This window comes from Acrocarpospora sp. B8E8, assembly GCF_039871605.1.
GTDB classification, from domain to species: Bacteria; Actinomycetota; Actinomycetes; order Streptosporangiales; family Streptosporangiaceae; genus Acrocarpospora; species Acrocarpospora macrocephala.
In genome coordinates this window covers 157,090-171,005 of record NZ_JBDPLV010000006.1, presented here as the reverse complement: position 1 = coordinate 171,005, position 13,916 = coordinate 157,090, and the positions used below count along the sequence as shown (strand labels likewise).

Genomic DNA, 13,916 nt, shown 5'->3' with positions numbered 1-13,916 from the left:
CTATGCATGATTAACGACATGACCGAACCCATGCGTTCCATCCGCCCGTGGCGTGGTGCCGGCGGCCCGCCCCTGGGGCCGCTCGCGATCGTGACCCTCGCCCTGACCATCGCCGGGGTGGTCGTGCTGGTGGCCGGAACCGGATCGGCGCCGGCTCCCTTCGCCGATGCGACCAAGGTGGCGGGGTGGTATGCGGCACATCCGATGGCGGTACGGATCGGCGCCCTGCTCCAGTTCGGCGCCGCTGTGCCGCTGGGCATCCTCGCGTCATCGGTGTACGCCCGGCAGTTGCGCCTCGGCGTGCGTGTGCCGGGGCCGGTCATCGGCCTCTACGGCGGGATCGTGGCATCATTCGCGCTTCTCTGCTCGGCTTTGGTGACCTGGTCACTGAGCTTCCCCGGTGTCGACGCCAGCCCGCAGGTCACCGCGATCCTCGCCCGGCTCGCCTTCGGGCTTGGCGGCGCGGGGTATGCCACCGGTCTGGGCCTGCTCATCGCGGGCATCGCCGTGCCCGCGTTCATCCTCCGGTTCCTCCCACGCTGGCTCGCCGGGATCGGACTCATCCTGGGCGTCGCGGGCGAGCTGTCGTTCCTCTCCCTCGCCATTGACCCGCTCCAGGCGATTCTGCCCGTGGTCCGCTTCGGCGGCGGAGCCTGGCTCATCGCCGCCGCGTTCCTGCTACCGCTCTCACGCCCGAAGCGCGGACCTCGGACCGTCGACGGATCGGATGAAGGCATGGAGGAACGCGCGTCATGAGCATCGCGATCGTGGTCGGCGCGAACGGTGGGATCGGCGCGGCCGTCGCCCGACGCCTGGGCCTCTGCCGGGCATTGGATGCTCCTCGTCGCACGTTCGTCGCCTCCCCCTCGGCCTCGTTCGGCACCGGCGTCGCACTCCCCGTCGACGGAGGCAAGACAGCCGCCGCCTGACCCCTCCTCTATTTCCTTCCCGCCCCGGTTCTCGCCACAGGGCTCGTTCCCCCCTGCCTTTATTCGATCGGAGTTCCTATGGGCCTGTTGTCCCTCCTGCGCGAAGTGCTGGTGCTCATCCATCTCGTCGGCTTCGCCCTGTTGCTCGGCGGCTGGGCGTCCCAGGCGATCCGCCGCAACTACGCCACCACCCTCCTGTTCCGGATCGGCCTCGGCGTGATGATCGGCTCAGGCCTCCTACTCGCGATCCCCTTCCCCGCCGGCGTACACCTCGACTACTTCAAGCTCGGCGTCAAGCTCGCGCTCGCCCTGACCATCGGCGGCATGTTCGGCGTCGTCATCACCCGCGAGAAGGCCGGCAAACCGACCCGCGCCGCGTTCTGGAGCATCGGTGCGCTCGCGCTCCTGAACGCCGGCATCGCCATCTTCTGGCACTGACCCTGAAAGCCGTACACGTGACCGAAAACGTCCTCCCCAAAGCCCCGGCTCATCCACCTGTGTCAGGCCGCAGCTTGCTGGCAGTGCTCGGGCTCTGGCTCGGCGCATCCGCCGTGCTCGGCACCGCCACATGGTTCACGGTCGCAACATTCACCGGCCCGGATGCCGAGGCACCCACCCTCACCACGGTGCTGCTCGTCTACCTCCTCCTGCCCCTCGCCGCACTCGTCGTCTACCGGCCGTCAGGCATCCGCGACCGGCTGGCCATGACGGGTACATCGTGGCGCACCATCGGCCTCGCCGTCCTCGCCTGGCTCACCACCATGGCGGCACTCGCCATCGCCTACGCCGTGTTCGGCCTCGTCACCGGCGACGCGGCTGCCCCGTTACTGGATGTGCTTCGCGATTCGACCGACTACAGCCGATTCGCTCAGGCAGGACCCGGTGACTGGATCCTCATCGTGATCCGCGCCCTCATCCTGGCCGGGATTGCCGAGGAACTGCTGTTCCGCGGCATCCTCTTCGGCTGGCTGCGCCGAGGACTGCCCTGGTGGGCCGTCGCCCTCATCACCGCCTCACTTTTTGCTGGCATCCACTACTTCCCCGTCCTCATCCCCGTCGGCGTCGTCCTCGGAGTCCTCTTCGTCTGGCTCCGCGAACGACTCGGATCGATCCTCCCCGGATTGATCCTCCACTGGCTCACCGACTGGCTCCTCTTCGCCATCGCCCTCACCCTCTGGCTCAGCCACCGCTGACGGACCACGCGGCTGCGGTCAAGGCCCTCATTTTGCGCATGGCCGCGGAGAACCCGAGATGGGGCCACCGGCGCATTCATGGTGAACTGACCACCTCGGCCACAAGATCCAACGAGTACCAGATCGCCAGCTGACACCACCAAGAACCGGCAGGTCAGACATCGAATCCCATTATTGAGCCCACAGGCTGAAGTTTCGGGTCAAAGGATCATCTTCGAATCGCCCGGTGCCCTCGGCCAGGACGTTCTCGGCAGGACCGTGGGTATCGGCGCGAATGACGTACCGATGGGGAGCCATGGCGACCCGCACGCCGGGCAGCGCGTCCATGCAGGCGGCGTGCACCTTCTGCAGGTCGGTCGAATCCGGATCGATCAGGGTTGCGACCAGTTCGCCGTCGTGTACGGCCACTTCGGCTTCCCTGGCTCCCGTAGCGTTCCTGACCAGTTCGGCGACGCTCGGCAGGTGGGCCCAGCCCGCTTCCGTCAGGCGCCAGTCGCCGTTCCGGCGAGCCGGCTCAAGGCCCGTGTGCTCGCCGATCTCGGTAGTGCCGATCTCGGTCGTGGTGGCGGCGCAGAGCAGGCGCTCCACCCCGCGCAGCCAGGCCAGCGCCTCCTGTGGCGGGAGCACCGCCGAGTCCAGCAGCAGGGTCAGCCGCAGCATGTTCCCGGCGTCGTCGGCGAAGACGAAGTAGGTGCTGGTGCTGCTGTCCACGCCGTCGAGCCACCGCCAGATCGTGCGATCCAGCGCGTCCGGCCCGATCTTCTCGGGCGCGGCGGGCCGCGCGGGTCCCAGCTGCCGGTAGTTGAGCCAGCAGGACAGGTCAAAGGAGATGCCGCGCTCGTGCTCGATCTCGTGCCGCAGCTTGGCCAGCTCGCCGGGCGGGTGCGGCCCGAACCGCGCCGACCGGGTGAGCGCGACTCCCGACCGCGCGATCAGATCAGATATCGAAATATCCGATAAATCTATGCATACCGGGACGTCCTGGGTGTGCATGCCGACCGCGAAGCGGGTTCTCGGGGCGATCCTGTTGCCCACGGTCAGTTGCAGGAAGGAGCGGCCCAGGCCGCTGACGTGCCCGGCGATCGCGCTGACCCCCGCGTACAGCACGCTCGCCGGGCTGACCTGGTGGCGCGCCGCCCACGCCGACACCGCCATCGCCAGCGCGGGGGAGTCGAACTGGAGATACCGGTAGCGCGGCGACTCGACGGCCACGGCCGGGCGCGGCAGCATCGTCTGCGGCATCACCCGCAACGTCTCCGCGTGCCACGCCACCGCCCGCTCGCCGTGCCGCCGCCCCGCGTCCGACTTCTCCCATCCGGCCTCGTCCAGCGGCCGGTGCGCGCGCTCCGGCACCGGTACGGGCGCGGGCGGCCGCGCCAGCAGGTCGCGCAGATGATGCCGCACCCAGTGCCCGCCCGTCTGATCCAGCACCAGATGCGAGGCCACCACCACCAGCTGCCTGGGCACCCCCGCCGACGTCACCAGCGCGAACCGGATCGGCCACTCCTCGCTCACGTCGAACGCCACCGACCACATGGCCGCCGCCGCGCCGTCCGCCGCGGAGGCCGCAGCCTCGGCCTCGATGACCGGCACGACCAACTCGCCCTCGCGGAGCACCCGCTGCCCGGGCCCGTACGGCGGCGGCACGTAGACCGTGCGCAGCGCGTCGAAGCTCTCCACCAGGTCGCGCAGCGCCGCGAGTACATCCTGAGCGGCCACGCCACGGCGCAAGGCCCAGGTGAAGCGGAGATTGACGCTGCTGGTGTCGGGACTGAGCTGCTCCATCAGCGCCAGCATGTGCTGCTGCGCCCAGGTCAGCGGCCCCTCGGCCACCTCGGCTTTCGCCTGGAACGGGACCACACGGGCCGGAAACCCGGCCAGCTCCGCCGGGATCTTGCTGTGCACCGGGTCGCTCCTTCGTAGCAGCGCCTGCCTGCCTCCGCCGACCAGGGGCAGGTAGACGCTGCCGAGCACCGGAGGAGGCGAGCCTCACCGAAAACTTTCGTAAAGTTCACTGCCTCCGGGGCGGTTTTCTCGTGCCATTTGCTCTTTGTGAGATTAGTCAGGCGTACGAGTACAGGCAAGAACGGTGCCGATAGATCTCCGATTGTGACCGAAATATTTCGGAGAATGAGAACGGCCGCGCCGTCAGGAGACGACGCGGCCGTGGTTTATCCCGCTAAGCGCAGACCTTCCCGTTCAGCGTGAACAGGCCTGGCGTGGGGTTCGCCCCGCCCGCGCTGTCCCCGAGGAAGCCGAACGTGACCGTGCTCCCCGGCATGATCTTCTTGTTGTGGCTGAGGTTGGTCGCGGCCACCGACGCTCCGGTCTGGGTGATGGAGGTCAGCCAGTGATCGGTCACCTTCTGGTCGCCGATCCAGGCCCACCGCAGCGTCCAGCCGTCGATCGGCGTCGTCCCGGTGTTGGTGATCGTGGCCTGGGAGGTGAAGCCACCGGCCCACTGCCCGTGCCGGACATAGTCCACCTTGCACGCCCCGGCCGCCGGGGCCTGCCCGTCACCCTGGTCGGCCAGCGCGGACGCGATCCAGCTCAGCGCCGAGTTCCAGTTGACCGCCACCTCGTTGGTCGCGTACGACTCGATGTGGTCGACGTAGCAGAACTGCGGCTTGCACCCGGCCAGCAGGCCAGAGGCGTACGGATCGTCAAGACCCGCGTTCGCGCCACCGGCGATCGATCCCGCCGGGGGATTGGGCAGGCTCTCGTCGAGCTGGTGGCCGAAGATCCGGCTGTGCTGGTTCTGCGGGTTCTTCTCCCCCCAGCCGGTGACGTAGGAGTGGTTGAGCGCGTTCCTGCCGAAGATGTAGTCCATCCCCTGCAGGGCACCGGCCTGGTACTTGCGGTCCCTGGTCAGGTCGTACGCGGTGGCCAGCACGATCACGTTGTTGATGATGTTGCTGTTGGAGCCCCAGAAGTAGTTGTTCGCGCCGCCGGGCAGCGGCAGCCCGTACGCCTGGGTGGCCAGCGTGGCGAGGTACGCGTCCGCGGCCGTCACCACCGACTGGCGGAGCTGCTGGCGCTCGGCGGCGGGCAGCTCGCTCGGGATCGTGGCCAGATCCATCCGGCCCAGCGCCGCCGTGGCCGGCCAGCCGAAGCCGGTCGAGGTGAACACGTTGCCGGTGTGGTGCGGCGACGCGCGCAACTCGGTCAGGTACGGGGCCTCCCCGGTGGTCAGGTAGAGCTCGGCCGCCGCCCAGTAGAACTCGTCGCTCACGTCGCCGTCGCTGTAGGAGCCGCCGCCGTTGCCGTCGTTCGGGTCGGCGAACCTGGCCGGGTTGGCCTTGGCGGCCGTCCAGGCGCGCTTCGCCGAGGTCAGGCATTTCGCCGCGAACGCGGCGTCGTACGGGGCGAACAGCCGGGCGCACTGCGCGGCGGTGGCGGCCAGGTTGAGCGTGGCCGCGGTGGACGGCGGGTGCAGCTCGCGGAGCTGCGGGTCGTCCTCGGGCTGCAGCGGCAGGCCGGTCCAGTTCTGGTCGTGCATCTTGTGGTGGGCCATGCCCGCCAGCGGCTTGCCGACCGGCACCTGCATCCGCATCAGGAACTCCAGCTCCCAGCGGGCTTCGTCCAGCACGTCCGGCACGCCGTTGCCGCGCTCGGGCACCCGCAGCGTGCTGTCGCCCAGCTCCGCGCCGCCGAAGCCGGTGATCGCGGTCTTGGTCCGCTCGAAGGTGCTCAGCAGCTGGTAGGCCGCGATGCCGCCGTTGACGACGTACTTGCCGTGGTCGCCCGCGTCGTACCAGCCGCCGCGCACGTCCAGGCGGTAGTCGCAGACGCCCGGCTGGCACGGCACGTCGGTGTCGCCCTGGTTGGGGGCGACGCCCAGGTGCCCGGCCGGGCGGGCGTACTGCGCGCCGAACAGGGCGCCGTCGATGGCGATGCCGCTGCGCTGCAGCGCGAAGAACTGCAGCGAGTCCGAGCGCAGCTGGTCGTAGACGTCGGCGGAGATGTCGAACGGGTAGCTGGTCTGGTCGTCGGCGACCAGCGTCAGGCCGTTCCCCGTGCCGGTGTAGGAGCTGAAGTCGATCGTGTGCACGTTCTGCCCCGACGCCTGGTCGACGCCGCGCGGCGTGCTGTTCCCGCTGGCCAGCACGGTGCCGCCGGCGTTCTTGAGCTGCCACGGCAGCGCCGCGGTCGCCTCGGTCACGACGGTCGCGTTCTTCGGTCCGTGCGGCAGGTAGCCGACCTGGTTCACCCGGACGCGCGGCCCGGTGTCCGGCACGTACGGCGGCTCCTCCTCGCCCCCGCGCAGCGACACGTCGTCCACGCACAGGCGGTACTCGGCCGTGTTGGCGCCCACATGGAACACCACCTGGGCCCGCTCGGTGTCGGCGGTCGCGGTAAAGGTGTATTCGAAGGTCTGTGTGGTCGCGGTCAGCGGCACCGTACGCCCGAAGAACGAAGTGAACGGCGCGTCGCCCAGTTGCACGTTGGCGTTGACCGACGAGCCGGGCGAGGCCGACGCCTCGAACGAGAAGGTGTAGGTGGCGCCGTTCACCAGGGGCACGTCGTTCTGCCCGATGCCGGCGTCCCACGGGTTGGCCAGACCGGCCGGAACGGTGGTGCACAGCCGCCCGTCCGCCGTGCTGGTGGCGTTGGTGCCGTAGGTGAACCAGCCGCCGAGGCCGTCGGCGAAGTCGCCGTTCTCCAGCTGCTCGGGCCCGCCCGCCGGAGGCTCGGCGTCGGTGTCGCTGGTCAGCGAGACATCGTCCAGGCAGAACGTGAACGCCGAGGCGCCCCCGCCCAGCTGGAAGGTGAAGGTCCCGTTGGCCGAGTCCAGGTTGCCGTCGAACTCGTAGGTGAAGGTCTGCGGCGTGCTGGTGAGCGCCACCTCGCGGGAGATCGCGGTGGTGAACGGCGCCTCGTTCAGCTGCACGTTCGCCCGGACCGTCACGGCCGCGCTGGCGGAGGCCGTGAAGGTCAGCGTGTACGGGTCGCCCTCGGCCAGCGTGATGTCGTTGTGGCCGAGACTGGCGTCCCAGGGGTTCGCGGCGCCCGCGGGCACCTGTGCGCACAGCTCGCCGTCCACGGCCGAGATCGGGGTGTTCCCGGTGGACCACCACGGGGCGGTGGCGCTGTCGAACGTGCCGTTGTCGATGTGCTCGATGATCTCGGCGTGCGCCGAGGAGGCCGTCAGGCCGGTGAGGGTGAGTACGGCGGCCGCACAGCCCGCGACGAACGCGTGCAGGCGCCGGCCAGGCGATCGGGTCACGACGGTCCTTCCAGGAGCGCGTGGGAGGAATGTGGGAGCGCTCCCGCGCAGGTTAGGGGATGTCGTGACCGTCGAGAAGACGTGCGGTGGGGTTCTGCTCGCAGGGGGGTCGATCTGCAGGTCGCAGGGGTGGACAACGGCTGTCGCGTGATCTTCGATGAACCTTTCACCGCGGCATGGCGGACATGCCGCGGCGTCGGGTGTCGTGGGCGGATCAGGCGCCGGAGAGCTTGCGCCAGCTGGCGTAGCGGTTGGTCGGCGGCAGCCAGACGGTGCTGAGGGCGGTCAGCCCGGCCAGGCCGACGGCCAGGGCGAGGATCATGTTGAGCGAGCTGAGGTTGTCGGCCAGGGCCATCAACGCGGTGAAGAGCGCGCCCAGGCTGAAGATCGTCAGCACCACGCGGGCCCAGGTCTTGGCGGACCTGAGCGCCATCAGCAGCAGGCCGACGACCAGGCCGTTGATGATGAAGGTCACGGCGCGGCCGGTCACGATGGAGGTGTCGACCTCCCGCATCGCCGCCTCCACCAGCTCCTCGCTGAAGCCGAGCGACTTCACCTGGTCGATCAGCAGGTCCTCGCCGGAGATCAGGTAGATGACGCCGTTCACCACGTTGGCCAGCGCGATGACGATGGCGCTGATCAGGGTGATCGTGAGGGTGACCGGGGTCTTCAGCGGGCCCTGGGGTACTCCCGGGTGTCCGGCGTTCTGCGGGTAGCCCTGCTGCGGGGGGTAGCCGGGCTGCTGGACGTGGTAGTGGCCCTGCTGGCCCGGATATTGGGGCTGCTGGCCTTGGTACTGCGGCTGCTGTCCCTGCTGTCCGGGGTACTGGGGCTGCTGCGGCTGCTGCGGGTCGTACCGTGTGGTGGCCTGCTCGACCGGGTACTGAGGCTGCTGCGGGTATTGGGGGTTTTGTGGATACTGCGGGTTCACGGATTTCCCTTTCATAGCACGAAATATCCGGCATACGTGCGGCAATGCCAGCCGATCAACGGGGGCAGCCTGAACACGCACCAGGTGATCGATCAATTCCCCGGCCGTCGATCGGAGGGAAGATCAACGAGGCACCGGAGGGCGCGCGACGGGTAACGCTAATACCTTGGCGTCGCCCCGCAGTGAGATCCAAGGTCCACAATGAACCGGAAAAATCTCCATAGTGGACCTGTTCACCGAGCCGAATCAGTGCATTAAAGACGAGATATCCGACAAAAGCCGACGAAACTGGTCAGCCGGTTAAGCGTCAGCCGGTTAAGAGTGGGCTAGGTCGCGATTCCCATGATCTGCTTGACCGTGCCGCGATCCCGCAGCGTACGCAGCATGTAATGGGCCACATCGGCGCGCGGCACCAGCCAGCCACCCCGGATGTTCTGCCCGTGCGCCGTGCGATACACCCCGGTGAGCGGCTTGTCGGTCAGCCGCGGCGGGCGCACGATCGTCCAGTCCAGGCCGCTGTCCCGCAGCACGTCCTCCAGCACGGCCAGGTCCTCGTACACCGGGCGGAAGGCCGCCTTCGCGAACGGCGCGAACAGGTGCCGCATGAAGAACCCGTCCCCGGGATCGAAGCGCGGCGGCCGGGGGTTCGCCGGGGTCGGGAACGTCCCCATGGGCGCGGCGCTGACCACCACGATCCGCCGCACTCCGGTGTCGTGCATGGCCGCCGCGATCGCCCGCGTGCCGGCCCCGGCCACGCCCGCCTCGGCCCTGGTCCGCGGGCCGAGACCGGACAGCACCGCGTCGGCCCCGGCCACCGCGTCCTGCAGCGCGGCGGGATCGGGCGCCGAGAGATCCGCGGTGACCACCCGCGCCACACCGCTCAGTCCCCGCGGATTCCGCGCGACCGCGGTGACGTCATGCCCTTCCACCAGGGCTTGTTCGACCAGCTGGCGGCCGATCCCGCCGGTGGCCGCGAAGATCGTGAGTTGCATGGCTCGTACCTCCGAGTGGCGATACCCTTTTCTCTGTATGTCATACGACACGAGGATCATATCATATGGATTCCGTATCATCTGAGTTCGCGGCTCGCCACCGGCGGCGGCTGACTGTGGAGATCAAGGAGTCGCTGCGCGAGCTCAGCAACCAGCTGTCGCTGCTCAACCACCACGTGGGCATGCACGCCGGGCTCAAGGACGTGGATCTGGACTGCCTGGACCTGATCTCCCGGCACGGCCCGCTCAGCCCGAGCGCCCTGGCCAGAAGGGCCGGGCTGCACCCGGCCACGGTGACCGGCATCATCGACCGGCTCCAGCGCGGCGGCTGGGTGACCCGCGAGCGCACCCCCGACGCGTCCGACCGGCGCGCGGTGGCCGTCCGGGCCCTGCGCGACCGCGGTGCCGAGCTGTATCACCTGTACCAGGGCATGAACGCCGCGATGGACGAGATCTGCACCGGCTACGACGACAAGGAGCTGGAACTCCTCGCCGGATTCCTGCGCCGCACCACCGTCGCCGGCCGCGAAGCCACGGACGCCCTCGCCGACGAGGACTGAAAAGGGGGGTGCCGGTCACCGTTATTGGGCGACCGGCACCTTTGCTTCGTGACGACTGGCTGGACCGCCGTGGCTGCTACGCCGTGACCACCGACTCGTCGTCGGCCGTGGCCGTACGGGCGGTGACCAGCACCGGGCGTTCGACCACGGAGACCTCCACCCGCAGGCCGGGCGCGAGCCGTACCGCGTCGTGGCCGGGGACGTCGGCGAGGACCTCGCTTTCGTCGGCGAGCTGCACCCGCAGGCGGGCGGTCGAGCCGCGGAACGAGGAGGCCAGGATGAGCGCCGAGCCGGACTCGGCGGGGGTGACCAGGACGGCCTCCGGCCGGACCAGCACGTCCACCAGCTCGCCGGGCGCGGTGCCGTCCACCGGCAGCAGCTTGCCGAGCACCTCCACCCGGTCGCCGGTCACCCGGCCGGCCAGGTGGTTCATGGTGCCGACGAACTCGGCCACGAACGGCGTGGCCGGGCGGTCGTAGATCTCGGCGGGCGCGCCCACCTGCTCAAGCCGCCCGTCCTTCAGCACCGCGACCCGGTCGGCGATCGACAGGGCCTCCTCCTGGTCGTGGGTGACGAACACGGTGGTGATGCCCAGCTCCAGCTGGAGCCGGCGGATCTCCTCCCGCAGCGACACCCGGACCTTGGCGTCCAGCGCCGACAGCGGCTCGTCCAGCAGCAGCACCTGCGGCGCGAGCGCCAGCGCGCGGGCCAGCGCCACCCGCTGCTGCTGCCCGCCGGACAGCTGGTGCGGGTAACGGTCGCCCCGCCCGGCCAGGCCGACCAGGTCGAGCAGCTCGTCGGCCCGGGCGTGCCGCTCGGCCACCGGGCGGCCCCGCACCCGCATCCCGAACGCCACGTTGTCGCGCGCGTTCAGGTTCGGGAACAGCGAGTACGACTGGAACACCATCCCGGCGTCCCGGCGGTTGGCCGGAACCCGGGTGACGTCCTTGCCGTTGATCAGCACCATGCCGGAGTCCGGCTTCTCGAACCCGGCGACACAGCGCAGCGCGGTCGTCTTGCCGCAGCCGGACGGGCCCAGCAGCGCGATCAGCTCGCCCTGCTCGACGGTCAGGTCCAAGCCGTCCAGCGCCACCGTCGGGCCGTACGTGCGCCGCAGCCCGCGGAACTCCACGGTCATGATTTCTTCCTTCCGGCCCGGGAGAGCGTGAGCAGCAGCAGCCAGGCGAGCAACAGGCTGAGAATGGACAGCGCCACCGACAGCTGCCCGTCGCTGCCGGAGATCGTCACGATCCAGACCGGGAACGTCTGGTAGCCGAGCAGGGCGGCGACGGTGTATTCGCCGAGCACCAGCGCCAGCGTCAGGAACGCGGCCCCGGCGAGCGCGGAACGCAGGTTGGGCATGATCACCCGCAGCATCACCTGCGGCCAGGACGCGCCCAGATTCCTGGCCGCCTCGACCAGGGTGACCACGTCGATCGCCCGCAGGCCCGCGTCCAGCGACCGGTAGGCGAACGGCAGGGCCAGGACCACGTACGCCAGGACCAGCACGAACGGGAAGTTCTCATCCTGCAGCGAGATGAGCGTCTGCCAGAACGGCGTGGCCGCCAGCGCGTCCGCGCCCTCCCGCAGCGAGGTGCTGATGCCCACCACGTAGGTGATGGGCGGCACGACCAGCGGCAGCGTCGTGATCGTCTCCAGCACCGGCCGCAGCCCCGGTGCGCCGAGCCGCACCGCCAGCATGGCCGGCAGGATGAGCAGCAGCACGATGACGATCGTGGCCGCCGCCAGCGCCAGCGACAGCAGGAAGCTCGAGACGAAACCGGGCGCCGACAGGATCCGGCCGTAGGCGCCGAGCGAGAACCCCTGCGCCTCGTTGTAGACCGTGAACGTCGCCGCGACCAGCATCGGCACCAGGAAGTACACGGCGGCGATCAGCAGGATCACCCGCCGGCCCCAGCCGCCGCCCACCACCGGAGCCGCCGGGGTGACGATGGTGGGAGTCACCGCAGCCAACGCGTGCTCCTTCGTTGCAGCGGCAGGTAGACGGCCATCACCAGCAGGGCGATGACGATCATGTCCAGGCTCAGCGCCAGCGCCACGTTCTCGAAGCCGACCAGCACGTTGCCGGTCAGCGCGTCCGCGATCTGCAGCGTCACCAGCGGCACCGACGCGCCCACCATGGCGGCGGCCGTCGCATACGCGGCGAACGCGCCGCCGAACAGCAGGACCACCCCGCCGAGCAGCGCGGGAGCCAGCACCGGAATGCCGACAAGCCGCCAGAACTGCCAGGTCGTCGCGCCGTTGTTGAGCGCCGCCTCCCGCCACTGCGGGCGCAGCCCCTCCAGCGCCGGGGCGATCACCAGCACCATCAGCGGGATCGAGAAGTAGAGGTAGACCAGGGCCAGGCCCCAGAAGTTGTAGAGCAGCCCCGAGCCGAGCCCGAGGCCGGTGGTGACCACGCCGGAGTTGCCCAGCGTGGCGATCCAGATGAACGCCAGCGGCACCCCGCCGAAGTTGGCCAGCACCCCGGACACGCTCAGCACCGCCTCACGCAGCGCCGAACTCTTCGAGGTCAGTACGGCGTGCGCCACGAACGTCCCGGTCAACGCCCCTGCCACGGCCACCACCGCGGACAGTTCCACACTGCTCAGCAGCGTCCCCAGGTACGGCTCGCGCAGGCTGGCTGTCACGTTCGCGAACCCGAACGAGGAGGGCTCGCCGGGCGCGCCCTTCTCGGTGAACGCGCCCACGGCGAGCATCACCGCCGGTATCCCGAACGCGACCGCCACCACCAGGAGAAGGGGCGCGGCGGGCGCCCACCCCTTCCCCCAGTTGCGGCGTGCCTTGACCGCGGTCATCCGGCGACCGCGGCGCCCCAGCCGGCCGCCAGGTCCGCCTGGGCCTTCGTGGTCTGCGCGTCGGTCGGGAAGGTGGGCGTGCCCTCCACCGGCGGAAGCGCGGCTGACGCGGCCTGGTCCACGGTTCCGTCAGCGATCATCGCGGGCAGCAGCACCGGGCGGGCGAAGCCCTTCAGAAACAGGTTCTGGCCCTCGGGGCTGTAGAGGAACTCCTGCCAGAGGCGGGCCGCCGCCGGGTGCGGGGCGCCGGAGTTGATCGCCTGCGCGTACAGCTGGAAGTACTTGCCGTCGGTGGGAATGACGGTCTTCCAGTCCAGGCCCTTGGGGGTCATCAGCGGGGCGTAGGCGGCGTTGTTGTAGTCCCAGTCGATGCTGATCTGGGTCTCGCCCTTCTCGATCGTGGCCGGGGTGGTCTCGACCGGGTTGAAGTTCCCGGCGTCCTTCAGCTTCTTGAAGAACTCGATGCCCGGCTTGATGTCGTCGAACGAGCCGCCGTTGGCCAGCGCCGCCGCGTACACGCCGGCGAACGCCGAACCCGACTTGGTCGGGTTGCCGTTCATCGCGACCTTGCCTTTGTACTCGGGCTTGAGCAGGTCGGCGAAGGTGGTCGGGCAGGGGTCGACCTTCTTGGCGTCACAGCCGATCGACACGTAGCCGCCGTAGTCGTTGAACCAGAGCCCGCTCGGCTCCTTCTGCCCGTCCGGGATCTTGTCCCAGGTCTGCACCTTGTACGGCGCGAACAACCCTTCGGCGGCCCCGCTCACCGCGAACGCCTGCCCGATGTCGAGCACGTCCGGGGCGCGGTCCTGGCCCTTGCGGGTCTTCACCGCGTTGATCTCGTCGGCCGAGGAGGCGTCCGGGGTCTCCTCCTCGATCGTGATCTTGGGGTACTTGGCCTTGAAGGCGGCGAGGATCTCGCCGTAGTTGGCCCAGCTGGGCGGCAGCGCGATGACGTGGAGCTTGCCCTCCGCGTTGGCGGCCTCGACCAGCTTGTCCAGACCGCCGAAGTCGGCGGCCGAGGTGGCGGTCCTGGCGTCCACCCCGCCCCCGCTCGGCGCGGCGGAACCGGACGCTCCCGTGGTGCCGGGCGCGGCGCCACAGGCGACGGCGCCGAAAATAACAACGGCCGAAAGGCCGGCGAGTGGCAGTCGTGCAGAGGTCACAGCAGATCTCCAGGTGAAACGATGTAGTACTTCTCCGAACAAACTAGGGATGGTGTCTCTGCGGTCAGTGACGCGCGCGTGAACAGGGGCGTACCATCTGGA

General features: G+C 69.5%; 13 protein-coding genes. 5 read left to right on the top strand and 8 right to left on the bottom strand.

Features of this window, described 5'->3' with window-relative positions:
* The first annotated feature begins 18 nt into the window (after positions 1-18).
* The 4 genes from ABGB08_RS08280 to ABGB08_RS08265 all read left to right on the top strand — a co-directional run bounded on the left by ABGB08_RS08280 (position 19) and on the right by ABGB08_RS08265 (position 2,122).
* Positions 19-756, top strand: a complete 738-nt coding sequence (locus tag ABGB08_RS08280; protein ID WP_347587974.1) for a hypothetical protein — start codon at positions 19-21, stop codon at positions 754-756.
* The gene (locus tag ABGB08_RS08275) at positions 753-929 is read left to right on the top strand and encodes a hypothetical protein (protein WP_347587972.1); all 177 of its coding nucleotides are present in this window, start codon (positions 753-755) and stop codon (positions 927-929) included. Before ABGB08_RS08280 ends, ABGB08_RS08275 begins: the two co-directional genes overlap by 4 nt.
* Before the next feature lie 78 nt (positions 930-1,007).
* On the top strand, positions 1,008-1,367 hold the full coding sequence (locus ABGB08_RS08270; RefSeq protein ID WP_347587970.1) for a hypothetical protein: 360 nt from the start codon (positions 1,008-1,010) through the stop codon (positions 1,365-1,367).
* 59 nt (positions 1,368-1,426) lie between these two features.
* Complete coding sequence (locus ABGB08_RS08265; protein ID WP_347587968.1) at positions 1,427-2,122, top strand: CPBP family intramembrane glutamic endopeptidase; 696 nt, start codon at positions 1,427-1,429, stop codon at positions 2,120-2,122.
* A gap of 171 nt (positions 2,123-2,293) precedes the next feature.
* Here the strand turns inward: ABGB08_RS08265 and ABGB08_RS08260 are convergent, their stop codons facing one another.
* From ABGB08_RS08260 to ABGB08_RS08245, 4 genes are all read right to left on the bottom strand, one after another.
* Positions 2,294-4,096 carry a condensation domain-containing protein gene (locus ABGB08_RS08260; protein WP_347587966.1) on the bottom strand — a complete coding sequence of 601 codons (1,803 nt, stop codon included), beginning with the start codon at positions 4,094-4,096 and terminating at the stop codon, positions 2,294-2,296.
* Positions 4,097-4,301: 205 nt separating this feature from the next.
* A complete protein-coding gene (locus ABGB08_RS08255) occupies positions 4,302-7,349 on the bottom strand; it encodes a glycoside hydrolase family 9 protein (RefSeq protein ID WP_347587964.1) in 3,048 nt (1,015 codons plus the stop codon).
* Positions 7,350-7,563: 214 nt separating this feature from the next.
* On the bottom strand, positions 7,564-8,295 hold the full coding sequence (locus ABGB08_RS08250) for a hypothetical protein (RefSeq protein ID WP_347587962.1): 732 nt from the start codon (positions 8,293-8,295) through the stop codon (positions 7,564-7,566).
* A gap of 311 nt (positions 8,296-8,606) precedes the next feature.
* A complete protein-coding gene (locus tag ABGB08_RS08245; RefSeq protein WP_347587960.1) occupies positions 8,607-9,272 on the bottom strand; it encodes an NAD(P)-binding oxidoreductase in 666 nt (221 codons plus the stop codon).
* Between the two features lie 65 nt (positions 9,273-9,337).
* On the opposite strand from ABGB08_RS08245, the gene ABGB08_RS08240 reads away from it, so the two are divergent.
* The gene (locus ABGB08_RS08240) at positions 9,338-9,832 is read left to right on the top strand and encodes a MarR family transcriptional regulator (RefSeq protein WP_347587958.1); all 495 of its coding nucleotides are present in this window, start codon (positions 9,338-9,340) and stop codon (positions 9,830-9,832) included.
* A gap of 76 nt (positions 9,833-9,908) precedes the next feature.
* On the opposite strand, the gene ABGB08_RS08235 is transcribed toward ABGB08_RS08240, so the two are convergent.
* The 4 genes from ABGB08_RS08235 to ABGB08_RS08220 are packed head-to-tail and all read right to left on the bottom strand — an operon-like array spanning position 9,909 to position 13,814.
* Entirely contained in the window at positions 9,909-10,970 is a 1,062-nt protein-coding gene (locus ABGB08_RS08235) for an ABC transporter ATP-binding protein (protein WP_347587956.1), read from the bottom strand.
* Positions 10,967-11,797 carry an ABC transporter permease subunit gene (locus tag ABGB08_RS08230; RefSeq protein ID WP_347588095.1) on the bottom strand — a complete coding sequence of 277 codons (831 nt, stop codon included), beginning with the start codon at positions 11,795-11,797 and terminating at the stop codon, positions 10,967-10,969. Before ABGB08_RS08230 ends, ABGB08_RS08235 begins: the two co-directional genes overlap by 4 nt.
* A complete protein-coding gene (locus tag ABGB08_RS08225; protein ID WP_347587954.1) occupies positions 11,794-12,651 on the bottom strand; it encodes an ABC transporter permease subunit in 858 nt (285 codons plus the stop codon). Before ABGB08_RS08225 ends, ABGB08_RS08230 begins: the two co-directional genes overlap by 4 nt.
* Positions 12,648-13,814: an ABC transporter substrate-binding protein gene (locus ABGB08_RS08220; RefSeq protein ID WP_347587952.1), complete on the bottom strand. Its 1,167-nt coding sequence runs from the start codon at positions 13,812-13,814 to the stop codon at positions 12,648-12,650. The genes ABGB08_RS08225 and ABGB08_RS08220 overlap by 4 nt, the downstream gene beginning before the upstream one ends.
* Positions 13,815-13,916: the final 102 nt, after the last annotated feature.